This window comes from Burkholderia sp. USMB20 (genome assembly GCF_000949135.2).
Taxonomy (GTDB): domain Bacteria; phylum Pseudomonadota; class Gammaproteobacteria; order Burkholderiales; family Burkholderiaceae; genus Burkholderia.
Window position 1 is genome coordinate 549,041 of sequence record NZ_JTAN02000019.1, and the last position, 22,837, is coordinate 571,877.

Genomic DNA, 22,837 nt, shown 5'->3' on the forward strand with positions numbered 1-22,837 from the left:
ACAACATCGGCCCGTGGAACCCCGTACGTGTCCCAAGCATTCCTGATCTCCACCGGCGCCGTCGCCCTCGCTGAAATCGGCGACAAGACCCAACTGCTGTCCCTCGTGCTGGCCGCGCGCTATCGCAAGCCCGTGCCGATCATTCTCGGCGTGCTGGTTGCGACGGTCGTGAACCACGGCTTCGCCGGTGCGCTCGGCGAATGGCTCGGCATTCTCGTCACGCCGTCGATCATGCGCTGGGCGCTCGCGTTCTCGTTCATCGCGATGGGCTTGTGGATCCTCGTGCCGGACAAGCTCGATGCGGACGAAGCCAATGCGAACCGCTCGCGGCTCGGCGTGTTCGGCGCGACGCTCGTCGCGTTCTTCCTCGCGGAAATGGGCGACAAGACGCAGATCGCGACCGTCGCGCTCGCCGCGCGCTTCCAGGATTACATCGGCGTGGTGGCCGGCACGACCTTCGGGATGATGCTGGCGAACGTGCCCGCGATCCTGCTGGGCGACCGTTTCGCGCACCGCCTGCCGACCAAGCTGGTGCACGGCATCGCGGCCGTGCTGTTCGTCGTGCTGGGGGCGCTGGCGCTGCTGGGCGTCGGCGTCTGACGCACACAGGCAAGTGGCGCGGCCGGGCGGCCGCGCCGCTGTCGATACCGCGTTACTTCGCGACCGCCGCACCCGATGCCGGCGCCGCCGGCACGCGCGCTCGCTGGCGGCCGGCGCGGCCGGCCCGCCGCGCTTGTCGACCGGCAGCCGCACCGTGCGGATCGCGCCCGTTCGACAACGGGAAATCGGCGAGCGCGCTGCGCGCGAGAAACGCATCGCATTCAGCAGCGCGCCGTTGTCGCCCGTGGTGCGCGCAGTCACGTTATAGACCTCCTTGCCGGTCGCGCGCTCGGTGATCCGGATGCCCAGCGTGTAGTCGAACACCTGGTAGGTCTGCGCGACGTAGCCGGCCGGCATCGGCCCCCAGGGCCCCCACGGGCCCCACGGCCCGCCCCGCCAGTACGGCCCCGGCCCCATGAACCACGGGTCGTAGTAGACCGGCTGCGGCACCGTCACCAGATCGCTGCCGACCCCGTAGGCCAGCCCGACCAGATAGCGTGCCTGCGCGGCCGGCACCTGGCGGAACGCATACGCGGACAGTTCGTTCGCGACGATCGGCTCGTAGGTCGACTGCTCGATGCTGTGCTTCTGCGCGTCGCTGCGCGTGAAGGCGTAAGTGCGCGTCGCGTCGCTGCCGCTCCAGTCGGAGAAGGCCGTGACCTGTGTCGTCACGTAGCTGGTGCAGCCCGTCAGCAGCGCCACGCACAGCACCGCCGCCCAGCCCGCACCGCGTTGAATCCATTCATGTTTCATGTCGATCCTCGTCGATCCGTCACCCGTTCGTCGCACCGCGCGAACCGCACGGGATGCCGATAATACGCGGACCGCCGGAACCGGTAAAAAGTTCGCGCGGCACGCGGCCGCAAGCCTTTGTACAATGGCCCGGTTCAGCCGGCCCGTGCTGCGGGCCCGATCCCCACTCCACCGATCTCGACGACCATGTCCGACAACGCCTCCTCCACCGTGATCCGCCGCGCCGACTACACGCCGCCGGCCTTCCTCATCGATTCCGTCGCACTCGAATTCGATCTCGCGCCGGCCCGCACGATCGTCAGGAACACGATGCGCGTGCGCCGCAATCCGGACGCGGCGCCCACCCCGCATCTGGAGCTGATGGGCGAGGCGCTCGAATTCCTCGGCGCACGGCTCGACGGCGCGCCGTATGGTCCGGTGCGCGCGCACGACCACGGGCTGACCGTCGAAAACGTGCCCGATGCGTTCGAGCTTACGCTCGACAGCGCGTGCGCGCCGGACCAGAACACGACGCTGTCCGGGCTGTACGTGTCGAGCGGCAACTTCTTCACGCAGTGCGAGGCCGAAGGCTTTCGCCGCATCACCTACTTCCTCGACCGCCCCGACGTGATGGCGTCGTACACCGTCACGCTGCGCGCCGACAAGACCGCGTACCCGGTGCTGCTGTCGAACGGCAATCTCGTCGACTCAGGCGAGCTGGCCGACGGCCGCCACTTCGCGAAATGGGAGGATCCGTTCCGCAAGCCGAGCTACCTGTTCGCGCTGGTCGCGGGCAAGCTCGTCGCGATCGAGGAGAAGATCACGTCCGGCTCCGGCAAGGAGAAGCTGCTGCAGGTGTGGGTCGAACCGGCCGATCTCGACAAGACCCGTCACGCGATGGATTCGCTGATCCATTCGATCCGCTGGGATGAAAAGCGCTTCGGCCTCGAGCTCGATCTCGACCGCTTCATGATCGTCGCGGTCGGCGACTTCAACATGGGCGCGATGGAAAACAAGGGGCTCAACATCTTCAATACGAAGTACGTGCTGGCGAACCCCGAGACCGCGACCGACACCGACTTCGCGAACATCGAATCGGTGGTCGGCCACGAGTACTTCCACAACTGGACCGGCAACCGCGTGACCTGCCGCGACTGGTTCCAGCTGAGCCTGAAGGAAGGGCTGACCGTGTTCCGCGACCAGGAGTTCTCGGCCGACATGGCCGCGGGCGACGACGTCGAGTCGGCGGCCCGCGCGGTCAAGCGCATCGAGGACGTGCGCGTGCTGCGCCAGCTGCAGTTCGCCGAGGATGCGGGCCCGATGGCGCATCCGGTGCGTCCGGAAAGCTACGTCGAGATCAACAACTTCTACACGATGACCGTCTACGAGAAAGGCTCGGAAGTCGTGCGGATGTACCAGACGCTGTTCGGCCGCGACGGCTTCCGCAAGGGGATGGACCTGTACTTCCAGCGCCACGACGGTCAAGCGGTGACGTGCGACGACTTCCGTCACGCGATGGCCGACGCGAACGGGCGCGACCTCGCGCAATTCGAGCGCTGGTACAGCCAGGCCGGCACGCCGCGCGTGTCGGTGCGCACCGCGTACGACGCGGCTGCACGCCGCTACACGGTCACGCTCGCGCAGGGCTACGGCGACGCGTCGCCGGCCGCGCGCGAGACGCAGCAAGGGCCGCTGCTGATTCCGTTCGCGATCGGCCTGATCGGCCGCGACGGCCGCGACCTGCCGTTGCGCCTCGACGGCGAAGCCGCCGCATCGGGCACGACGCGCGTGCTCGACTTCACCGACACCGAGCAGACCTTCACGTTCGTCGACGTGCCGGCGGAGCCGCTGCCGTCGCTGCTGCGCAATTTCTCCGCGCCGGTGATCGTCGAATACGACTACGGCGACGACGACCTCGCGTTCCTGCTCGCGCACGACAGCGACCCGTTCAACCGCTGGGAAGCCGGCCAGCGCCTCGCGACACGCGCGCTGCTGACGCTCGCCGCGCGCGCCGCCGCGAACGAACCGCTCACGCTCGGCGCGAATTTCGTCGCCGCGTTCCGCCGCGTGCTGACCGATGAAAACCTGTCGCCCGCGTTCCGCGAGCTCGCACTGACGCTGCCGTCGGAAACCTATCTGGCCGACCAGATGGCGGAAGCCGATCCGGCCGCCGTGCATCGCGCCCGCCAGTTCGTGCGCCGCCAGCTCGCGACCGCGCTGCACGCCGAGTGGCTCGCCGCGTACGAGCAGCACCAGACGCCGGGCGCGTACGAGCCGACGCCTGAAGCCTCCGGCCGCCGCGCGCTGAAGAACCTCGCGCTCGCGTATCTCGCCGAACTCGAGGATCCGGCCGACGCCGTGCGCATCGCGACCGCGCAGTACGACGCGGCGAACAACATGACCGATCGCGCCGCCGCGCTCGGCGCGCTGCTGTCCGCCGCGGCGGCCGGTGCGAACGACGCGGCCGCGCGCGCGCTCGACGACTTCTACCGCCGCTTCGAAAGGGAAGCGCTCGTGATCGACAAGTGGTTCGCGATGCAGGCCGCGCAGCGCGGCACGCCGGCCCAGCCGACGCTCGCGAAGGTCCGCACGCTGATGGCCCACCCCGCGTTCAACCTGAAGAACCCGAACCGCGCGCGCTCGCTGATCTTCAGCTTCTGCGCGGCGAACCCGGCGCAATTCCACGCGGCGGACGGCTCGGGCTACGCGTTCTGGGCCGAACAGGTGCTCGCGCTCGACGCGATCAACCCGCAGGTCGCCGCGCGCCTCGCCCGCTCGCTCGAACTGTGGCGCCGCTTTACGCCGGCGCTGCGCGACCGGATGCGCGAAGCGCTCGAGCAGGTCGCGGCCGGTGCCAAATCGCGCGACGTGCGCGAGATCGTCGAGAAGGCGCTCGCGTAACGTCACGCACGCGACTCGCCGCGCGCGCGAGCGCGACGAAGCCGGCGCCGCCCCGTTGCGGCGCCGGCTTTTTTGTCGTCTGAAGGTTGGCGGGATCCGAGCCGGACCGCGCGTTCGGCCCCCCGGTTTTACCGCCGCTGCCCGGCCGATCCGCCGCGCCGTGCACGCCGGAGCCCGGCCGAACCGCGCGGCCGACCATGTAACCGGACGAAAAAAGGCGGCGGCTCGGGAGGCGCGCCGGGTAAAATTGCGGCAATTCAAGGATTCTTTGGCCTCTCGGAGTCTGTCATGTCCATTGCCCGCCGCACCACGCTGTCCAAGTTCCTGATCGAGCAGCAGCGTGAGACCAACAACCTCCCCGCCGACCTCCGCCTGCTGATCGAAGTCGTCGCCCGCGCGTGCAAGGCGATCAGCTACAACGTGTCGAAGGGCGCGCTCGGCGATGCACTCGGCACCGCCGGCAGCGAGAACGTCCAGGGCGAAGTGCAGAAGAAGCTCGACATCCTGTCGAACGAGATCCTGCTCGACGCGAACGAATGGGGCGGCAACCTCGCCGCGATGGCATCGGAGGAAATGGAAACGTTCTTCCCGATCCCGGCGAACTACCCGCGCGGCGAATACCTGCTCGTGTTCGACCCGCTCGACGGCTCGTCGAACATCGACGTGAACGTGTCGATCGGCACGATCTTCTCGGTACTGCGCTGCCCGGACGGCAAGCTGGCCACCGAGGAATCGTTCCTGCAGCCGGGCACGGAGCAGGTCGCGGCCGGCTACGCGGTGTACGGCCCGCAAACCGTGTTCGTACTGACGACCGGCAACGGCGTGAACTGCTTCACGCTCGACCGCGAAGTCGGCTCGTGGGTGCTCACGCAAAGCAACATGCAGATCCCGGCCGATACGCGCGAATACGCGATCAACGCATCGAACGCACGCCACTGGTACGAACCGGTCCAGCGCTACGTCAACGAACTGAACGCCGGCAAGGAAGGCCCGCGCGGCGACAACTTCAACATGCGCTGGATCGCGTCGATGGTGGCCGACGTGCACCGGATCCTGAACCGCGGCGGCATCTTCATGTACCCGGCCGACAAGCGCACGCCCGATCGTCCGGGCAAGCTGCGCCTGATGTACGAAGCGAACCCGATGTCGTTCATCGTCGAACAGGCGGGCGGCGCCGCGACGACGGGCACGCAGCGCATCATGGAAGTGCAGCCGACCGGCCTGCACCAGCGCGTGCCGGTGTTCCTCGGTTCGAAGAACGAAGTCGAGCGCGTGACCGGCTATCACAAGGAAGGCGAAGGCAAATAAATTTGCACTGCAGCACTAGACGGAGGTGCGAGAGGTCAGTACAATCGCGCCTTCGCGATGTGGCCCTGACAGGCTGCATCGCAGTGAAGTGAAAGCGGGAAGTCCGCCGGATCGAGGGTTTCGCGAAGCAGCAGCAAGCTGAAAAAAATTTCGCAAAACCTATTGCCAAGATCTCGGATTTGACCATATAATTTCATTTCTCTGCTGCCGGTGTAGCTCAGTTGGTAGAGCAGCGCATTCGTAATGCGAAGGTCGTAGGTTCGACTCCTATCTCCGGCACCAAGATATAAAGGCCTGACAAGCATCGCTTGTCAGGCCTTTTCTCTTTTCCGGCCGCAATTCCGATCCCGGCCACGATTTCCGATACGCGAAGTCGTGCGCCATCATTTCCGCTTGCGGGCATCCCCCGACTCCCGCGCCGCGCGCCGCCGATTACAATCGCCGGACCACCGGCCCCTTCCCAGCATCATGCGCACCTGGCGTCTCGAGCGACCGAACCTCGGCGGACAACTGGACGTGTCCCGTGCGACCGGTCTCGTCGCCGCGATCGGCGGCAGCGAGCCGAACGCGTTCGCCGCGGAAATCCTGAAGCTGTTCGACGATGCGCTGGCCGTCACGCAGTGCACGATCTTCGCGTACGAGTTCGGCAACCGGCCGCGCACCGTCTCGGTCGCCGATCATCGCGGCGGCCGCTACCTGCGCGACGTTGCCGACACCTACGCGCGCCATTTCTATGCGCTCGACGGCAACCAGCGAATCGTCTCGGCCGCCGGTCGCCGCACGCAGCGCCGCGACGTGCTGCTGCATCAGCAGGCCGGCGCCGAGATCGGCCACGACGCGTATCGCACGGCCTGCTACCGCGGCCCCGACGTCTCCGATCGCCTCGCGTTGCTGATGCAGCCGAACGACTCGACCTGGCTGTCGATCAATCTGTATCGCGCGCACCGCAGCGGCACGTTCCAGCCGCGCGAGATCACGGCCATCGAAACGCTCGCACCGCTGATCGCGCAGGCCGCGCAGCATCACTATGCGCTCGCGGGCTCGGCGCAGATCGGCATCCCGCAACAGATGCTCGCGCGGCTGCGCGGCGCATGCCCGACACTGTCCAAGCGCGAGCTCGACGTGCTGCGCGGCGTGCTCGAAGGCCAGACCGCGCAGGAGATCGGCGAGACGATCGGCGTGAAGGCTTCGAGTGTCGTCACCTATCAGAAGCGCGCGTACCGGCGCCTCGGCATCTCGAGCCAGCGCCAGCTGTTCGCGCTGTGCCTGCAACCCTGAACGTCGCCTGCCGATCCTGAACGCGTCGGGGTAAATCCCGGCCTGCCGCCAGCCGTTCGCCGTACCCGGAATGGGGACAGCGGTGTCCGGCGCGGCTTCCATACTGCATCCAACCTGCCGCACGCATCGCGTCGCCGAGCGTGCGCGTTCGATCAGCACAACCTGGAAGCCAACGATGGGCATCGAATTCAAACCCTACCCGTTCGTCGCCGTGCGTCATCCCCCGCACCTGCCGACCTGCAGCGCCGGCGTCGATACGCAGCGGCACCGCGTCGCGATCGTCGGCGGCGGCCCGGTGGGCCTCGCTGTCGCACTCGGCCTCGCCAATCACGGCGTCCGCAGCGTGCTGCTCGAAGCCGATGATTCGGTCTGTCACGGCAGCCGCGCGATCTGCATCTCGCGACGCAGCCTCGAGATCATCGAGCGGCTCGGCGCGCTCGACAGCTTCATGCGCGTCGGACTGCCGTGGAGCGGCGGACGCAGTTTCCATCGTCACGACGAAGTGCTGCATTTCACGATGCCGCAGGACGAGAACCAGAAGCTGCAGCCGATGCTGAACCTCGCGCAGTATCACATCGAGCAGTTCCTGCTCGATGCCGCGCTGCGCCGCCCCGAGCTCATCGAGATCCGCTGGCAGACGAAAGTCGCGGGCGTCACGCAGCACCAGGCCGGCGCGCGCCTCGACGTCGATACGCCGCTCGGCCGCTATGCACTCGATGCCGACTGGGTCGTCGCGAGCGACGGCGGGCGCAGCACGATACGCGATGCGCTCGGGCTGTCGCTGCAGGGCACAAGCTATGAAGGCCGCTACGTGATCGTCGACATCGCGCTCGACAGCGACCGGCCGACCGAGCGGCTCGCGTACTTCGACCCGGCGTCGAACCCCGGCTCGACGGTACTCGTCCACAAGCAGCCGGACAACGTATGGCGGATCGACTATCAACTGCGCGACGATGAGGATCCCGAAGCGGCCGTGAAACCCGAGAACGTGATCCCGCGCGTGCAGAGCCTGCTCGACATGATGGGCGAGCGCGGCGACTGGTCGCCGATCTGGATCACGATCTACAAGGCGAACGCGCTGACGCTCGAACGCTATCGGCACGGCCGCGTGCTGTTCTGCGGCGACGCCGCCCACCTCGTGCCGATCTTCGGCGTGCGTGGCGCGAACTCGGGCATCGACGACGCCGACAACGTCGCGTGGAAACTCGCGTACGTAATTCGCGGCCTCGCGTCGGAGGCGCTGCTCGACAGCTATTCGGACGAGCGCGTGTTTGCGACGCACGAGAACCTGCGCTACGGCACCAAGAGCACCGAGTTCATGGCGCCGCCGTCGTTCGCGTTCGACCTGATGCGCAAGGCCGTGCTGACGCTCGCGGTCAGGCATCCGGCGTTGCGTTCGCTGATCAATCCGCGCCAGACGTCGGCCATCGCCTACACGGCGTCACCGCTCAATGCGGACGAGCGCGATGCGTTTTCGGCCGGGCCGTCGCCCGGCATGGTACTCGCGGAATGTCCGCTGATGCTGCACGCGTCGGGCGACATCGGCACCGACGAAGGCATGCGTCGCGGCCACCTGACGGATCTCGTCGGTTCGCGTTTCACCGCGTTCCGCTTCATGCGCGACGGTACGTCCGATCCGTCGTTCGCCGATCTCGAACGACACCTGCACGACGCCGGCATACCGTTCGCGCTGGTCACGCTCGCACGGCACGCGGCACCGCAACAGCCGGGATGCGGCGGCTTCGATGCCGACGGCCGGCTGTTCGACCTGTACGGCGCGCGCGACGGCACCCTCTATCTCGTACGTCCGGACGGACACGTGCTCGGCCGCTGGCACGATGCACGCGCCGCCGACGTGACCGCGGCACTCGAACGCGCGCTGCACCCGCGCACGCCGGCCAACATTCAGGAGCACGCATGATCACCGACACCGAACGCGACATCCTCTATACCGACCTGTGCCGCACGATGACCGGCATCGGCGAAGCCGATGCGGCGCTCTTTCTTGCCCGCTTCGCGTTGCTGGCGATCGAGGCGATCGGCGATACGGCAACCGTCAACCGCCTGATTGCCGACGCCGGCGACGGCCTGCCCGACACGGGCACACCGGCGCCGACGCACGGACGATGACGCATGACGCACCATCGTGCGGCCCGTCCTTACAGATTCATTTCGAATGACAGACGAATCCTCTGGAAAAACCCGTTAAGGGTGCATAACATTACTTAACGATTCCGACCCGTCTATCGCGTTACATTGCGTGGGCGGCGCGGCGAGTCGCATGCCGCCTTCATGCAGGTTGCGGCGAAACAGCCGACGTCCGGTCATTTCGACTCAACACAAGGAGAGGATCACCATGACTCATGGCTTGATTATGTGGCTCATCATCGGCGCGATCGCCGGCTGGCTGGCGGGCGTGCTCGTCAAGGGCGGCGGGTTCGGCCTGATCGTCGACATCATCGTCGGTATCGTCGGCGCGGTGATCGGCGGCTGGCTGGCCGGGCTGCTCGGCATCACCCTCGGCAGCGGCTTCATCGGCTCGGTGATCGTCGCGGTCATCGGCGCCGTGATCCTGCTGTTCGTGATCCGGCTGTTCAGGCGCGCGGCCTGACGATCTTCTCGCGCGCCTTCGGGCGCGCTTTCGTTCGTTGCATCGAAGCGGCGCGCGGGGCATCCCCCGCGCCGCCGTCCGTTTCAGCGGCGCTTGCCGCGCTGCAACCAGCCGTCGAGCACGTCGGTCGTCAGCAAGCCGCTGCGCGCATCGCGTGCGCCGTCGCGGCCAACCCACACGGTACGCGGCATTTCTCCCCGCCATCCCGCATCGAGCGCCGCCCGCAGACGCTCGGGCATCGGCTCGGCGTTCGCATACTGCGCGACCTGCGGCGGCAGGTTCATTTGCGCGAGCGCCTGTGCGATTGCCGCACCGTTGTCGTCGTACGCGTCCATCGAGACCATCGCGAGTTGCACGTCCGGATGGCGGCGCTGCCACGCGACCAGATGCGCGGCGTTCTCGCGGCAGTAGCCACAATCGAGCGACCAGATCTCGACTGCGAGCGGCCGTTCGTGCGCCGTCGCGTAGACCTTCGCGACCTCGGCCGCGCGCAGCGGCTGCAGTTCGCCGGCCCATCCCGGCAGGCTTGCGAACACGGCGCCCATCAACACGATCAGCCGTTTCATAGCGCCCCCTCCACGGCAATCAGCCGGTAGCCGTCGTTACGCGTACGCCACGACAGGTAGATGCGGCCCGCGTCGTCGAGCAGTTGCGGGTTGTCGCTCGCGCCCGACGTCGACGCGATCACGCGCGGCGCCGACCAGTGCTCGCCGCGATCGTCCGAGCGGCGCAGCTTGATCTGCATCGTGTCGCCGTCGAACGCCTTCCATGCGAGCCAGACGACCTCGCCGCGCACGACGAGCGCCGCATGCGATGCCTGCTCGGCCGGCACCGCCGGATTCGCGCCGAACGCCCACGGCGTGCCGCTCGGCCGGCCATCGGCGCCGATGCGCGAATAGAACACGTCGGCGCGGCCGTCGACGACGCCGAACCACGCAAGATGGCGCGTGCCGTCCGGCGTGATCGCGAGCGCCGGCCCGTGCTCGGGGCAAGCCTCGACATGCCAGTTCGAGAACGTCGCACGCACCGGCACGACGGACTCCGATGCCGAAACAGGCAACACCGCGAGCGCATGGTCGCGGATCTGCCCCGGGAACACGTTGCGCCACACGGCTTCGATGTGCCCGGCCGGATCGATCGCCATCGCGATGCGGCAGCATTCGCAGGTGTGATCCGTCACCTTGCGCTCGGGCTCGAACGACGCGCCGCCGTCGCGCGACACCGCGTAGTAGACGGCCGCCCCTTCGTACGCCTGCCCCGCCGCCTTCGCCGCGACGAGATCGCGCTTGTCGATCCACGCGATCGCGATGTTGCCGGCCGGATCGACCGCCATCATGTCGAAGCGGTGCGTGATCGCCTGCCGGTCGCGATGCACGGTGACCGGCACGCTCCAGGTCGCGCCGCCGTCGAGCGAACGCGCGAAGCGCACCATGCCGGTGTACGGCGCATCCAGCGGCATCGACCACGATACGTACACCGCGCGACCGTCCGGGCTCGTCGCAATCTTCGGGCGATTCTCCGCGCTCGTGTAGATCGGCTCGGGCATCGCGTTGACGGTCACGGGCGCGGACAGCGTGCGGCCCGCATCGTCCGAGTGCGCGACGACGACGTGCGCGCCTTCGACCCATGCGACCCACAGCCGGTGCCGCGCGTCGAACGCGGCGCCGGTCGCGAGCGGCTGCTTCTGTTGCGCCGGCGCGGCCTGCATGCTCATGTGCGCCGCATGCGGATCGGCGGCTTTCGGCGCGTCGTGCGCGCCGGCAGGCGACAGCGCCGCGAGCCACAGCGCGCAGCCTGCCGCGAGCGATTTCACAGCGACCATTTCAGTTCTCCAAAGAAAGTGCGGCCCGGATACGGATGGAACACGTAGTAGCGGCGGTCCGTCAGGTTGTCGATGCCGACCGACGCAGTCCAGTGACGATCGAACCGGTAACGCGCCTTCAGGTCGACGACCGTGAAGATGCTCGTGCCGCCGTACACGTCCGGATTCACGTCGCTGTTGTCGAGCGTGTTGAACTGGCGGCCCGAGTAGCGGACGCCGACGCTCGCGAGCCAGTGCTCGTCGAAGCGGTACGACGCGAGCAGGTTCGCGCGCATGCGCGGGATGCGCGGAAAGCGCGAGCCGACGTACGCGGGATTCGCGGTGTCGGCCAGGATCTGCGCGTTGCTCGCCGACACGTTCGCGTCGATGTCGAGCCCGCGCAGCCCGACGTTCTGGCCGCTGAATGCGAGTTCGACGCCGCGCACGCGCACGCGATCGACGTTCGAGATGTTGGTGACGGTCGACGCGCCCGACACCGTCGTCTGGCTGTAGATCGAATCGCGCAGGTCGCTCTGGAACACGCTCGCGCGCAAGACGCCGACGCCCACGTCGCGCTCGGCCGTGAAGTCCCAGTCGATCGCCTTTTCCGGCCGCAGGTTCGGGTTGTTGTTGACGATCGCGTTGTTCGAGATCGTGCCCTGGAACAGCTCGCCGACCGTCGGGAAGCGGGTGCCGGTCGCGAACGACAGCCGGAAACGCCAGACGTCCGTCGCGTCCCATTGCAGCGCGACTTTCGGCGACAGCGCATTCGCGCCGCGGTCCGCGTAGCCGAGCGTGCCGTTCGCGTTGCCGAGCGCGCCGCCGTACGCATCCCAGCGCTCGTAGCGCAGGCCGAGGGTCGCGAGCCAGCCGGGCGCGAAACGCCACGCGTCCTGCGCGAACAGCGCCTGCGTGCGCGTGTCGCCCCGGTAGACGCTCGCGAGCGACGTGGTCGGCCCGGCCAGCCAGTCGGCCGTGTTGTACGTGACGTTGCGCAGGAAATAGTTGTCGTAGTGATAGCCGAACGTGAGCGTGTGTCCCTTCACCTCCGGCGCCTCGGCCTTCAGGTCGAGCGTGCGCCAGCCCGTGCCGTCGCCCTGGAACAGCGTGCCCGCCCCGCCCTGCACGGTCGATGCCGCGCGCAGCACGTCGCGCGACACGTCGTAGGCGGAAACCACGCCCGACAGCCGCCAGCCCGAATCGAGCCGGCCGTTCAGCCCGAGCGCGTACAGCCAGTTCTCCTGGTCGCCGCGCTGCGGCGCGAACGCGCTCGGCGCGACGGTCACGTTCCGGCCGCCGAGCGACACGTTGCCGCCGTACACGGGATTGCCGGCCGCGTCGCGCAGGAAGGTTTCGCCGTGCTGCCGGAAATGGTTCTCCCAGTGCCCGAGCGTCAGCGTCGCGTCGACGCGGTCCGTGAACGCATAGCCCATCCGGACCGTCTCGTTGAGCTGCTCGGTCCGCTCGATGTTCTGCGCACCGACGATCGTGCGCGGCTTGCCGTTGGGGCCGATGTCGGTGGCCGCGCCCGTCACGGGCACCGCGGCACCCAGCCGCGGGTTGTAGGCGGCGTTGGGGCTCGCATATTGCATCGGCTGGCCGTCGTTCTCCAGCCGGTCGAGCGACAGCGAGAACCAGAACTTGCCGACGCGGTTCGCGATCCGAGCGGTCTGGTGATTGCCGCCGAAGCTGTCCGCGAACCCGTAGCCGTCGTGATAGCGCTGCGTGAAGAACTGCGTCGACAGGGACGCCTCGAGCTTGTCGGGACGCCGCGTCGTCAGCAGCACGGTCGAGCCGATCGCATTGCCGGGATACAGCGCGGAAAAGGGGCCATACAGCACGTCGACGCGCGCGATATCGTCGGGCGCGATCAGCGACCAGCGCGGCGGATACGCATAGCTCGAGCCGAGCAGGTTCGACAGCAGCAGGCCGTCGGCGTACACGAGCCCGCGCGCGCTCTGCAGTTCGTTGAAGTCGCGGCCGGCGAACACGCTGTTGCGGTCGCCGATGTAGCGCCTGCGAACCATCAGGTTGGGCGCGTACTTCAGCGCGTCCTCGGTGGTGACGTTGGTGTGCGCGTCGATCTGCTCGCGCGTGATCGACTCGACGACGGCCGGCGTGTCCGGATCGACGGGTTGCCGGCTTGCGGTGACGCTGACGGCGCTCAGCGTGTCGCCCGCAGAGGCGAGCGCGGCGACCGGTGCGGCACGGCCGGCCGGGTTGCCGGCGCCGGCGGGCACCGGCGCGGCGGATGCGCCATCGATCGAGGCCGCCTGCGCGGCCGGCCAGGCAAAAGCGGCCGCGCAGGCAAGCGCGAGCCGGCCGCGCGAGGGCCGCGCGGCGAAGGTGAACGACATGGATGAATTCCTGAAAACGTGACCGGACGCCGCCGCACGCAAGCCAACGCGCCGCGCGCAGACGGCACGGCGCGCGGACCGGGCCGCGGGCGGCACGCGCGCCACCGGGGAGCGCGAACGATATCAATCAGATCGGGACGTTTTCAGGCGGACCGCGCGGCTGCGCGAGACGGATGCCCGTGCGGGGAACATCGGGAACGGCCGGGGCGGCCGCCCGGTACGCGAACGCGCGCACGAAACCCGGCAACGCGGGCAGGCTCGTGCCGAGCGCGACGTTCGCCGCGAAGCCGGGACAGTACACGCAGTGCGGCACGCCGGCATGATCGAACGACGCCGCGCCGCGGTCGTCGCCGGACTGCGCGAGGACGACCTCGCGAGCGCCTGCCGCACTGCACAATTCGAGCGTGAGCCCGCCGGAACCGCTCGATGCGAGACGCGCGTAGCCGACGACGGGCGACAGTACGTTCAGTACCAGCGCCAGCCATACGAGGCCGATCCATCGCGTCGTTCGTTTCATCGCGGTCCAGGAAAAAGTGCGCGCAAGTATAGCAAGCGGCCCGATTGTTGCCGATTGTGCAGGGCGTGATAGTCGGCATTGCTCGGCGCGCAGCAGCGCATGTGCCGTTAATACAACAGAGACAAAATCTAACGATTCGCCACTGGCATAAATCCAAGCGCGAGGTTGATAATCATTGAACCCGCTGGAGAAACGAACATGGACGAAAGACCAACCCGCATGCCCCCGCCCGAGCAAGTGATGAGCCCGGATCCGGAACCCGTCGGCGTGGAATTCCTCGCCGAATTGCCCGAGCACGTCCGGGCATTCTTCGACGAGCAGCACAAGCTGTACTCGCCGAAGTGAACCTACGTTCCGTCCTGTAACCGCCACGTGTCGATCGATATCGTGCGGTTCATCGCTGCGTTTTCGGCGCAGATCGCTTCGCACCCCGGCTGCAACGGCCTGACGGTGCCGGATCAGCGCGTCCGCTGATTCTTCTGTCGCGTCGTTCCGCCGCGCGACTGTCTTCGTCTATCCTTCTGGTTTTCCACCTCCGGCCTGTCCGGCTCTCCCCTCTCCCGATCGTTCCGATGAAACAAGCCATTCGTGCCAGCGTCGCTGTCGCCGCGCTCGGCGTCGCCCTTTTTTCGTCACCGCACGTCGCGCGCGCGGACGGCGACGACACGGCGCTCACCAATCTCGTCGCGCTCGCATCGCAGCGGCTCGCGCTTGCCGAACCCGTCGCACGATGGAAATGGGCGAACCACCAGGCGATCGAGGATCGGCCGCGCGAAGCGGCACTGCTCGCATCGGTGGAGAAGCGCGCCGCACAGTCCGGCGTGGATCCGGCGTTCGCGCGCACGTTTTTCGAGGATCAGATCGCGGCCAGCAAGGACGTGCAGAACGCGCTCTTTGCAAAGTGGCGCGCGACGCAGCCGCCGGAAGGCACGCCGCCCGACCTCGCAACCAGCACGCGGCCGGCACTCGACCAGCTCACGCAAAAGATGCTGACGGGCCTCGCGCAAGTCGCACCGCTGCGCGACGCACCCGACTGCCAGGCGCGGCTCGCACGCAGCATCGCGAACTGGAAGACGCTCACCCGCTACGACTCCACCCAGACGCAGGCGCTCGGCACCGCGTTGTCGCACGTTTGCGCCGCAGGCGGCGCCAGCGCGATCGGCTGACGGCGGCGTCGCGCGCCGCGGCCCGCGCTGCTCAGTCGGCAGGCGTAAGTGCCGCGAGCGGAATGAGTTGCAGGCCGCGCGCGAGATGCGTCTGCAGAAGACGATGGGTATGGGGTTCGAACGCGCCGTCCGTGCCGTCGGCCACGAGCCGCACGGCCGCGTCGAGCGATTCGGCCGTACCGAGGTAGCGCCAGCCGTCGATCACATGAAACAGGCGGCGCTCGCCGCTCGCTTCGAAAGCGACCGCACCGTCGAACGGCCAGGGCGCATTGCCCGCACGGGCGTGATCGGCTGCGGGACGCCGGTTGTATGACGGACGCAGGCGGGCGATCCACTGCGCTTCGGCGAGCATCGCGCCCAGTTCGTTGCCGGTCTCCCGCCACTCGACCCGCCGTACCTGCTGCGCAATCCGCATTTCCTTCGACGAGCGCCGCTCGCCGGTCAGCAGCGCGCGCAAGCGCTGCCGCACGCGCACGCTGCGGCCGACATACAGCGCTTGGTCGTCCTCCCCGAACAGCGCGTACGCGCCGCATCCGGCCGGCGCGGTATCGAGCCACGCTTCGGTCATGCCGCCCGCGAGACGGAAGTGGCGCGTCGTACGCGCAATCTGGTCGCGCAGACGCTCGAGCGGCACGATCTCGTGCAATTGCCGCCAGAACTGCCAAAGCAGATCGGCATCTGCGAGTGCCCGGTGGCGGGCGGATGGAACGAGGCCATGCCGCTCGATCAGCGCATCGAGTCCGTGCCGCGCCTCGCGCGGAAACAGCGCGCGCGACAGGCGCACCGTGCACAGCACGTCCGGATTGAACGCGATGCCGGCGCGCTCGAATTCGGCGCGCAGGAAGCCACGGTCGAAGCTCGCGTTGTGCGCGACGAACAGCTTGCCGTCGAGCCGCTCGAACAGCGCGGGCGCGAACGACGCAAACGACGGCGCGTCGCGCACCATCTCGTCGGAAATGCCCGTCAGCTGCTGGATGAACGGCGGAATCGACTGTCCCGGATTGACCAGCGTCGTCCATGTCGATACGCCGAGCGGACCGAGTTCGACCACGCCGATTTCAGTGATGCGGTGCTCGGCGGACGAGCCGCCGGTGGTTTCGAGGTCGACGAAGACGAGCGGCTGGTCGCAGGCGGGATCGGACGGACGGGAATCGGACATGAAAAGACGGGGGAAACGATGCTTTCGTGAGTATGCACCGGCAGGCGTGTTCGCGACCAGTCCGAACCCGAATCGATTCGCCGGCCGCCGGTTTTCGTGCCCCGGAAAGCAAAAAGCCCCCGCGATGCGGGGGCCGGACGTGATCGGCGAAGCGTGGCGCGTCAGACCGCCTGGATATTCGCTGCCTGCTTGCCTTTCGGCCCGACTTTCACGTCAAAGGAAACGCGCTGGTTTTCCTTCAGCGTTTTGAAGCCGTCCATCCGGATTTCGGAAAAGTGCGCAAACAAATCTTCGCCGCCATTGTCGGACGTAATAAAGCCGAAACCTTTAGCATCGTTAAACCATTTTACGATACCGGTATCCATACCTTCGTTCCCCACTCGTTTAGATCAAAAAAGCTACTGTTATAGCCGCTTCCCGAAATCCCGCAACGGCGCGCCGACACTCCCCCCAGCGCTCCGCCCGGGGACGGAGTGCTGACTTTATAAATTGGACAATCCGGGTGCGTCAAGGGAATTTTTAGGGCTTTCTTTATCAAAAAAACGCTAATGCCACTGGAATCGGTACACGATCGCCTTTTATTAATTGATTCGCATCAAGAACCTGTCAATATTACCGGGATCGGATCGCCAATAATCGAAATCGTGAAAAACATACCGGGGACGAATCGCTTCGGTAAATTCCTCGGGTTTTTTCCGGGTTGCGGAAAACGGGGGACGTTGCGATGCTGGTGCAAAGGCAATGGGAAGGAGAAGGCCATGTGGCTGGACGGATTCAAGCGCTTCGCGAGCCGGCTTGCACGCGTACGCCGCAAGTCCCGCGCGCTGGCCGAGACCCGTGAAGCGCCGTGCGACACCGAGTTCGACCCGACCTGGCACGGCGATCATTGGCAGAACCTGCTGGCGTCACCGCTGGACGCCCGTCACTACGTAATGGAAGACTGGACGTACACGCCGCCGCAGGCCGAAGCCGACGACACGCAGCCGACCGGCAAGCGCAAGCGCAAACGACGCTCGTACGCGCAGTAGGGATCGGAACGACAGGGCAAAAAAAAAGCGCGACTGGGAAGTCGCGCCGACAAAGGTTTGGAGATCTTTTCCGTCAACGAAAAAGTCTGCTTCGGAAAGCAGAGATCGCAGTATAGCGAGAGAACATCCTTTCATTATCCATGCCCCGCACAAACCTCTATTGCCGATGTGTCAATAATCGCGCTAGGCCTGCTCTCGCCCGTCATTGATCGCCTGTCGCGATCGCGCAACGCCCGCGACACCCGATACGCAGTCCTGATTGCTTTTTTCGCGTGCTGCAGTGCCGCAAAGTCTTGATGGCCGGGCCTCTCGGCGCATATGCTGATTCTTGCCGGATTCAAAATACAGTATTGCGGGAAGCAATTTTCTTCTACGCCCGGACCGATCCGTACACTGCAAATGGATATCCGACGAGGGTGCCGCGCCCAATGCGCACGGCGTCGCCAACCTGCGACGCCGCCGATACCCGCAGCAGGTTCGATCGACATCATCCTGTTTGGAGACAGATCATGAAAAAGACCCTGATCGTCGCGGCATTGGCGGGCGCGTACGCCACCGGCGCCCATGCGCAAAGCGCCGTCACGCTGTACGGCCTGATCGACGCCGGCATCACCTACACGAACAACCAGGGTGGTCACAGCGCGTGGCAGGAGACGAGCGGCTCGATCAACGGCAGCCGCTGGGGCCTGCGCGGCACCGAGGATCTCGGCGGCGGGCTGAAGGCGATCTTCACGCTGGAAAACGGCTTCGGCATCAATAACGGTTCACTCAAGCAGAACGGCCGCGAATTCGGCCGCCAGGCGTTCGTCGGGCTCGCGCACGAGAGCTACGGCTCGCTCACGCTCGGCCGCCAGTACGACAGCGTCGTCGATTTCCTCGGCCCGCTGTCGCTGACCGGCACCCAGTATGGCGGCACGCAGTTCGCGCACCCGTTCGACAACGACAACCTGAACAACTCGTTCCGGATCAACAACGCGGTCAAGTACCAGAGCGCGAACTACGGCGGCCTGAAATTCGGTGCGCTGTACGGCTTCTCGAATTCCAGCAATTTCTCGAACAACCGCGCGTACAGCGTCGGCGCGTCGTACAGCTACATGGGCTTCAACGTCGCGGCCGCGTACATGCAGCTGAACAACAACGTCAACGCGCTGGCGCTCGCGGCCAGCGACCCGGGCGCGGTAGCCGGCGACTGGACGTTCGGGGCCAGCCGTCAGCGCACCTGGGGCGCGGGCCTCAACTACGCGTTCGGGCCCGCGACGGCCGGCTTCGTGTTCACGCAGACACGCCTGACCGATTCGGCCAGGATCAGCGCCGGGCAGTCCGGCGTGTCGGGCGGCATCCCGCTCATCGGCGGCACGCGGTTCAACAATTACGAAGTGAACGGCCGCTACGCGCTGACGCCGGCGTTCTCGCTCGCCGGCTCGTACACGTACACCGACAGCCGCCTCGACGGCCAGACGCCGAGCTGGCACCAGTTCAACCTGCAGGCCGACTATGCGCTGTCGAAGCGCACCGACCTGTACCTGCAGGGCGAATACCAGCGGGTCAATGCGGACGGCCTGGCGATCGGCGCGAACATCAACGGGCTCGGCACCGCGTCGTCCACCAACAAGCAGATCGCCGTCACGGCCGGCATGCGCCATCGCTTCTGAGCGATGCGCGTGAGCCCGGTCGTTCGGCCAGGACCGTCATGACGAAGCGCCCCACCCGGGGCGCTCGTTCGTTTCAGCGCTGCACCGCACGCATGCGCCGCGCCATGCTCACGCGCTGCCCGATGCCGGATAGCGAACGTCGAGCACGTCGATCGGCTGGGGACCGGCCGGCGTCATCAGCGTGACGGTATCGCCGATCTTCGCCTTGATGAGCGCCCGCGCGACCGGCGAGATCCAGCTGACGCAACCGCGATCGAGATCGACCTCGTCGATCCCGACGATGGTAACGGTATGATCCTCGCCGTCCGGCGTCGCGTAATCGACGGTCGCGCCGAAAAACACCTGGTCGACGTTCTCCTGGCGGCTCGCGTCGACGACTTCGGCGAGATCGAGCCGCTTCGTCAGGAAGCGGATCCGGCGGTCGATCTCGCGCAACCGCCGCTTGCCGTAGATGTAGTCGCCGTTCTCCGACCGGTCGCCGTTCGACGCGGCCCACGACACCAGCCGCACGACCTCGGGACGCTCGACGTCGATCAGGTTCAGGAGCTCGTCCCTGAGCCGCTTGTGGCCGGCCGGGGTGATGTAATTCTTCGTGCCCGCCGGAATCGCGGGCTGACTCGGGTCGAGATCGTCGTCGTCGCCGTCCGACTCTTTGACAAACGCCTTGTTCATGATGCAGATTCAACACATGGATGACTGATGCTTCAAGGGTACACGAAGGCGGCCTTCCCAAGATCGGGTGACATTTTTTGCGAATAAGGCTTCCCTTTTTATACAACCCTGCTATACTTCCCCTTCTGCGTGCGGCTGTAGCTCAGTTGGATAGAGTACTTGGCTACGAACCAAGGGGTCGTGGGTTCGAATCCTGCCAGCCGCGCCACCTTTTTCGAGGGCCTTCCCAACCGAAGGCCCTTTCAGTTCGATGTTGTAGCGTTTTGTTGTTGCGTGCGGCTGTAGCTCAGTTGGATAGAGTACTTGGCTACGAACCAAGGGGTCGTGGGTTCGAATCCTGCCAGCCGCGCCACCTTTTTGGGAACCTTCCCACCGTAGAAGGTTCCGACAGTTGAAGTAGTACCGCTTTGCGTGCGGCTGTAGCTCAGTTGGATAGAGTACTTGGCTACGAACCAAGGGGTCGTGGGTTCGAATCCTGCCAGCCGCGCCACCTCAGAAGGGCCTTCCTCCGGGAAGGCCCTTTTTTCTTTTCCGCTTCCCCTCCTCGCCTCCCCTCCTCTTCCCGGCAACACCGATCGCGCCCGAATCGTGCGGGAGCTGCCGCCACACAACGCCAAGCCCACATCACAAACGAAAACGGCGGCCCGTGGCCGCCGTCTCATTCCGCTGCATCGCAACGCGCACCGTCAGTAATCCTGCCGCTCGCGCTCGATGCGCATGCCGCCGTCGTGACGCGCGTGCACGCTGTCGTCGGTCGAGCGCTCGCGCATGATCCGCATCACGTCCGGATTGGTCCGCACGCGCCGCATCACGTTCGCGAGATGCACGCGATCGCTCACCTGGATCACGAAGCGCAGCACCGTCGATTCGTGCGTCAGATCCTCGTCCATCGCGATGTGAACGATGTTCGCGTCCGCCGACGTGATATCCGCCGCGACGCGCGCGAAGATGCCCTTCGTATTCTTCACGAGCGCCTTCACCGCGACGTCGAACAGACGACCGGGCTGCGGCGCCCATTCGACGTCGATCCAGCGGCCCGGGTCGCGGCGATGGATGCGCTGCGCGACGCGGCAATCCGTCGTATGAATCGCCATCCCGAGACCGATGCCGATATAGCCCATGATCGCGTCGCCCGGAATCGGCCGGCAGCACGCCGACAGCTGCACGGACATCCCTTCGGTGCCGGTAATCACGACCGGCGGCGCATTGTGCGCGGGGTGCCGCTCTGACTTCGGCAGATCGTCGTCCGCATCGCGACCGCTCATCAGCACCTCGATGCGCTTGGCCATCACCGCGGCGACGCGGCGGCCGAGGCCGATGTCCGCGAAGATTTCCTGGCGGCTCTTGTTGCCCGTCCACTGGACGAGCTTCTCCCACACTTCCGGCCCCACATCGGCCAGCGCGAGCCCGTACCCCTTCAGGCTCTGGTCGACGAGCCGCTCGCCGAGCTGCACCGACTCGTTCAGGCGCATCGTCTTCAGGTAGTGACGAATCGCCGAACGCGCCTTGCCGGTGCGCACGAAGCCGAGCCATGCGGGGTTCGGCTTCGAATACGGCGCGGTGATCACCTCGACGATGTCGCCGCTCTTCAGCTCGGTACGCAGCGGCAGCAACTCGTTGTTGATCTTCACGGCCACGCACTGGTTGCCGAGATCGCTGTGGATCGAATACGCGAAATCGAGCGCCGTCGCGCCGCGCGGCAGCGCCATGATCTTCGACTTCGGCGTGAACACGTAGACCGCATCCGGGAACAGGTCGATCTTCACGTGTTCGAGGAACTCGCTCGAATCGCCGGCTTCGCTCTGGATGTCGAGCAGCGACTTCAGCCACTGGTGCGCGCGCTTCTGCACGTCGTTCAGGTCCGCGCCGCCGTTCTTGTACAGCCAGTGCGCGGCCACGCCGGCCTCGGCGATCTCGTGCATCTTGCGCGTGCGCACCTGGAACTCGATCGGCGCGCCGAACGGGCCGACGAGCGTCGTGTGCAGCGACTGATAGCCGTTGATCTTCGGGATCGCGATGTAGTCCTTGAACTTGCCGGGCACGGGCTTGTACAGCGCGTGCAGCGCGCCGATGCACGTGTAGCAGTCGAGCGGGCTCTCGACGACGACGCGAAAGCCGTACACGTCGAGCACCTGCGAGAACGACAGCTGCTTGTCGCGCATCTTGCGATAGATGCTGTAGATCGTCTTTTCGCGGCCGGTGATCTCGGCGTCGAGCTTCGCGTCGCCCATCGCGCGCTGGGCGGCCTCGAGGATCTTGCTGATCACTTCGCGGCGGTTGCCGCGCGCGGCCTTCACGGCCTTCTCGAGCGTCGCGTAGCGATGCGGGTTGAAGTTCGCGAAGCTCATGTCCTGCAGCTCGCGATACGTGTTGTTCAACCCGAGGCGGTGCGCGATCGGCGCATAGATGTCGAGCGTCTCGCGGGCGACGCGGCGGCGCTTTTCCATCGGCACCGCGCCGAGCGTGCGCATGTTGTGCAGACGGTCGGCGAGCTTGACGAGGATGACGCGCACGTCGCGCGCCATCGCGAGCAGCATCTTGCGGAAGTTTTCCGCCTGCGCTTCCTCGCGGCTGCGGAACTCCATCTTGTCGAGCTTCGACAGGCCGTCGACCAACTCCGCGACCTTCGGGCCGAACCGTTCGGCCAGCTCGCTCTTGGTCACGCCCTGGTCTTCCATCACGTCGTGCAGCAGCGCCGCCATCACGGCTTGCGCGTCGAGCTTCCAGCCGGCGCAGATTTCCGCGACGGCGACGGGATGGGTGATGTAGGGTTCGCCGCTCTGGCGATATTGACCGAGGTGGGCTTCGTCGCTGAAATGGAACGCCGCCTTGACCTCTTTGATTTCTTCCGGAGGGAGATACTCGGCAAGCACGCCCGTCAGTTTCGCGATCGAAACGACGCCGTGCTTGCGCGGCTGCTCCGGCGTGGCGGTCGGCCCGAACAGGTGCCGAAAGGACTGTTCGAGGACCGCGTCGATGTACTGGCGCGCAGGCGACTGGGCCGTGGCTTCGGTGGTCGAATCCGCGGAGGCGGACGATGGGGTGGTGCTCATAT

At 66.5% G+C, this 22,837-nt stretch carries 19 protein-coding genes, 4 tRNA genes and 1 pseudogene; 15 read left to right on the forward strand and 9 right to left on the reverse strand.

Annotation, left to right across the window (positions count from 1 at the left end):
• The first annotated feature begins 27 nt into the window (after positions 1-27).
• Entirely contained in the window at positions 28-600 is a 573-nt protein-coding gene (locus tag PL79_RS27050) for a TMEM165/GDT1 family protein (protein ID WP_044848551.1), read from the forward strand.
• 52 nt (positions 601-652) lie between these two features.
• Here PL79_RS27050 and PL79_RS27055 read toward each other — a convergent pair.
• A pseudogene (locus tag PL79_RS27055) lies at positions 653-1,353 on the reverse strand (DUF4136 domain-containing protein).
• Between the two features lie 186 nt (positions 1,354-1,539).
• On the opposite strand from PL79_RS27055, the gene pepN reads away from it, so the two are divergent.
• From pepN to PL79_RS27090, 7 genes are all read left to right on the forward strand, one after another.
• The gene (gene pepN / locus PL79_RS27060) at positions 1,540-4,233 is read left to right on the forward strand and encodes an aminopeptidase N (protein WP_044848549.1); all 2,694 of its coding nucleotides are present in this window, start codon (positions 1,540-1,542) and stop codon (positions 4,231-4,233) included.
• A gap of 288 nt (positions 4,234-4,521) precedes the next feature.
• Positions 4,522-5,541, forward strand: coding sequence for a class 1 fructose-bisphosphatase (locus tag PL79_RS27065; RefSeq protein WP_044848548.1), 1,020 nt, complete (start codon positions 4,522-4,524; stop codon positions 5,539-5,541).
• A 206-nt stretch (positions 5,542-5,747) separates the two neighbouring features.
• Positions 5,748-5,823: transfer RNA gene (locus PL79_RS27070), tRNA-Thr, on the forward strand.
• Positions 5,824-6,009: 186 nt separating this feature from the next.
• Entirely contained in the window at positions 6,010-6,819 is an 810-nt protein-coding gene (locus tag PL79_RS27075) for a helix-turn-helix transcriptional regulator (protein WP_044848547.1), read from the forward strand.
• Between the two features lie 175 nt (positions 6,820-6,994).
• Complete coding sequence (locus tag PL79_RS27080; protein WP_044848546.1) at positions 6,995-8,740, forward strand: FAD-dependent oxidoreductase; 1,746 nt, start codon at positions 6,995-6,997, stop codon at positions 8,738-8,740.
• Positions 8,737-8,949: a hypothetical protein gene (locus tag PL79_RS27085; protein ID WP_044848545.1), complete on the forward strand. Its 213-nt coding sequence runs from the start codon at positions 8,737-8,739 to the stop codon at positions 8,947-8,949. The genes PL79_RS27080 and PL79_RS27085 overlap by 4 nt, the downstream gene beginning before the upstream one ends.
• 226 nt (positions 8,950-9,175) lie before the next feature.
• A complete protein-coding gene (locus PL79_RS27090) occupies positions 9,176-9,430 on the forward strand; it encodes a GlsB/YeaQ/YmgE family stress response membrane protein (RefSeq protein ID WP_044848544.1) in 255 nt (84 codons plus the stop codon).
• An 83-nt stretch (positions 9,431-9,513) separates the two neighbouring features.
• On the opposite strand, the gene PL79_RS27095 is transcribed toward PL79_RS27090, so the two are convergent.
• The 4 genes from PL79_RS27095 to PL79_RS27110 form a co-directional block, all read right to left on the reverse strand.
• Entirely contained in the window at positions 9,514-9,996 is a 483-nt protein-coding gene (locus PL79_RS27095) for a TlpA family protein disulfide reductase (protein WP_044848543.1), read from the reverse strand.
• Positions 9,993-11,252 carry a sialidase family protein gene (locus PL79_RS27100; protein WP_044848542.1) on the reverse strand — a complete coding sequence of 420 codons (1,260 nt, stop codon included), beginning with the start codon at positions 11,250-11,252 and terminating at the stop codon, positions 9,993-9,995. Before PL79_RS27100 ends, PL79_RS27095 begins: the two co-directional genes overlap by 4 nt.
• A complete protein-coding gene (locus PL79_RS27105; protein ID WP_044848541.1) occupies positions 11,240-13,588 on the reverse strand; it encodes a TonB-dependent receptor in 2,349 nt (782 codons plus the stop codon). Before PL79_RS27105 ends, PL79_RS27100 begins: the two co-directional genes overlap by 13 nt.
• A gap of 127 nt (positions 13,589-13,715) precedes the next feature.
• On the reverse strand, positions 13,716-14,105 hold the full coding sequence (locus PL79_RS27110; RefSeq protein WP_044848540.1) for a DUF2946 domain-containing protein: 390 nt from the start codon (positions 14,103-14,105) through the stop codon (positions 13,716-13,718).
• 198 nt (positions 14,106-14,303) lie between these two features.
• On the opposite strand from PL79_RS27110, the gene PL79_RS36270 reads away from it, so the two are divergent.
• A complete protein-coding gene (locus PL79_RS36270) occupies positions 14,304-14,450 on the forward strand; it encodes a hypothetical protein (RefSeq protein WP_009690993.1) in 147 nt (48 codons plus the stop codon).
• Between the two features lie 227 nt (positions 14,451-14,677).
• Positions 14,678-15,271 carry a chorismate mutase gene (locus PL79_RS27115; protein WP_044848539.1) on the forward strand — a complete coding sequence of 198 codons (594 nt, stop codon included), beginning with the start codon at positions 14,678-14,680 and terminating at the stop codon, positions 15,269-15,271.
• A 31-nt stretch (positions 15,272-15,302) separates the two neighbouring features.
• Here the strand turns inward: PL79_RS27115 and PL79_RS27120 are convergent, their stop codons facing one another.
• Positions 15,303-16,430 carry an exonuclease domain-containing protein gene (locus PL79_RS27120; protein ID WP_044848538.1) on the reverse strand — a complete coding sequence of 376 codons (1,128 nt, stop codon included), beginning with the start codon at positions 16,428-16,430 and terminating at the stop codon, positions 15,303-15,305.
• Positions 16,431-16,591: 161 nt separating this feature from the next.
• Positions 16,592-16,795, reverse strand: coding sequence for a cold-shock protein (locus tag PL79_RS27125; protein WP_006476615.1), 204 nt, complete (start codon positions 16,793-16,795; stop codon positions 16,592-16,594).
• A 393-nt stretch (positions 16,796-17,188) separates the two neighbouring features.
• Between PL79_RS27125 and PL79_RS27130 the strand changes: the two genes are divergently transcribed.
• Complete coding sequence (locus tag PL79_RS27130) at positions 17,189-17,458, forward strand: hypothetical protein (RefSeq protein ID WP_044848537.1); 270 nt, start codon at positions 17,189-17,191, stop codon at positions 17,456-17,458.
• Positions 17,459-17,967: 509 nt separating this feature from the next.
• On the forward strand, positions 17,968-19,110 hold the full coding sequence (locus tag PL79_RS27135; protein ID WP_044848536.1) for a porin: 1,143 nt from the start codon (positions 17,968-17,970) through the stop codon (positions 19,108-19,110).
• A gap of 108 nt (positions 19,111-19,218) precedes the next feature.
• Here PL79_RS27135 and greB read toward each other — a convergent pair whose 3' ends face one another.
• Positions 19,219-19,782: a transcription elongation factor GreB gene (greB, locus tag PL79_RS27140; RefSeq protein WP_044848535.1), complete on the reverse strand. Its 564-nt coding sequence runs from the start codon at positions 19,780-19,782 to the stop codon at positions 19,219-19,221.
• A 131-nt stretch (positions 19,783-19,913) separates the two neighbouring features.
• Between greB and PL79_RS27145 the strand changes: the two genes are divergently transcribed.
• The 3 genes from PL79_RS27145 to PL79_RS27155 all read left to right on the forward strand — a co-directional run bounded on the left by PL79_RS27145 (position 19,914) and on the right by PL79_RS27155 (position 20,272).
• Positions 19,914-19,990, forward strand: a tRNA-Arg gene (locus PL79_RS27145).
• Between the two features lie 67 nt (positions 19,991-20,057).
• Positions 20,058-20,134 (forward strand) — tRNA-Arg (locus PL79_RS27150).
• A 61-nt stretch (positions 20,135-20,195) separates the two neighbouring features.
• Positions 20,196-20,272 (forward strand) — tRNA-Arg (locus PL79_RS27155).
• Positions 20,273-20,468: 196 nt separating this feature from the next.
• On the opposite strand, the gene PL79_RS27160 is transcribed toward PL79_RS27155, so the two are convergent.
• Positions 20,469-22,835 carry a RelA/SpoT family protein gene (locus PL79_RS27160; RefSeq protein ID WP_044848534.1) on the reverse strand — a complete coding sequence of 789 codons (2,367 nt, stop codon included), beginning with the start codon at positions 22,833-22,835 and terminating at the stop codon, positions 20,469-20,471.
• Positions 22,836-22,837: the final 2 nt, after the last annotated feature.

What these genes read in the sequence shown, in the direction of transcription:
- pepN (WP_044848549.1), top strand. Translation starts at nt 1,540, where the DNA reads ATGTCCGACAACGCCTCCTCCACCGTGATCCGCCGCGCCGACTACACG.
- PL79_RS27065 (WP_044848548.1), top strand. Translation starts at nt 4,522, where the DNA reads ATGTCCATTGCCCGCCGCACCACGCTGTCCAAGTTCCTGATCGAGCAG.
- PL79_RS27075 (WP_044848547.1), top strand. Translation starts at nt 6,010, where the DNA reads ATGCGCACCTGGCGTCTCGAGCGACCGAACCTCGGCGGACAACTGGAC.
- PL79_RS27080 (WP_044848546.1), top strand. Translation starts at nt 6,995, where the DNA reads ATGGGCATCGAATTCAAACCCTACCCGTTCGTCGCCGTGCGTCATCCC.
- PL79_RS27085 (WP_044848545.1), top strand. Translation starts at nt 8,737, where the DNA reads ATGATCACCGACACCGAACGCGACATCCTCTATACCGACCTGTGCCGC.
- PL79_RS27090 (WP_044848544.1), top strand. Translation starts at nt 9,176, where the DNA reads ATGACTCATGGCTTGATTATGTGGCTCATCATCGGCGCGATCGCCGGC.
- PL79_RS27095 (WP_044848543.1), bottom strand. Translation starts at nt 9,996, where the DNA reads ATGAAACGGCTGATCGTGTTGATGGGCGCCGTGTTCGCAAGCCTGCCG.
- PL79_RS27100 (WP_044848542.1), bottom strand. Translation starts at nt 11,252, where the DNA reads ATGGTCGCTGTGAAATCGCTCGCGGCAGGCTGCGCGCTGTGGCTCGCG.
- PL79_RS27105 (WP_044848541.1), bottom strand. Translation starts at nt 13,588, where the DNA reads ATGTCGTTCACCTTCGCCGCGCGGCCCTCGCGCGGCCGGCTCGCGCTT.
- PL79_RS27110 (WP_044848540.1), bottom strand. Translation starts at nt 14,105, where the DNA reads ATGAAACGAACGACGCGATGGATCGGCCTCGTATGGCTGGCGCTGGTA.
- PL79_RS36270 (WP_009690993.1), top strand. Translation starts at nt 14,304, where the DNA reads ATGGACGAAAGACCAACCCGCATGCCCCCGCCCGAGCAAGTGATGAGC.
- PL79_RS27115 (WP_044848539.1), top strand. Translation starts at nt 14,678, where the DNA reads ATGAAACAAGCCATTCGTGCCAGCGTCGCTGTCGCCGCGCTCGGCGTC.
- PL79_RS27120 (WP_044848538.1), bottom strand. Translation starts at nt 16,430, where the DNA reads ATGTCCGATTCCCGTCCGTCCGATCCCGCCTGCGACCAGCCGCTCGTC.
- PL79_RS27125 (WP_006476615.1), bottom strand. Translation starts at nt 16,795, where the DNA reads ATGGATACCGGTATCGTAAAATGGTTTAACGATGCTAAAGGTTTCGGC.
- PL79_RS27130 (WP_044848537.1), top strand. Translation starts at nt 17,189, where the DNA reads ATGTGGCTGGACGGATTCAAGCGCTTCGCGAGCCGGCTTGCACGCGTA.
- PL79_RS27135 (WP_044848536.1), top strand. Translation starts at nt 17,968, where the DNA reads ATGAAAAAGACCCTGATCGTCGCGGCATTGGCGGGCGCGTACGCCACC.
- greB (WP_044848535.1), bottom strand. Translation starts at nt 19,782, where the DNA reads ATGAACAAGGCGTTTGTCAAAGAGTCGGACGGCGACGACGACGATCTC.
- PL79_RS27160 (WP_044848534.1), bottom strand. Translation starts at nt 22,835, where the DNA reads ATGAGCACCACCCCATCGTCCGCCTCCGCGGATTCGACCACCGAAGCC.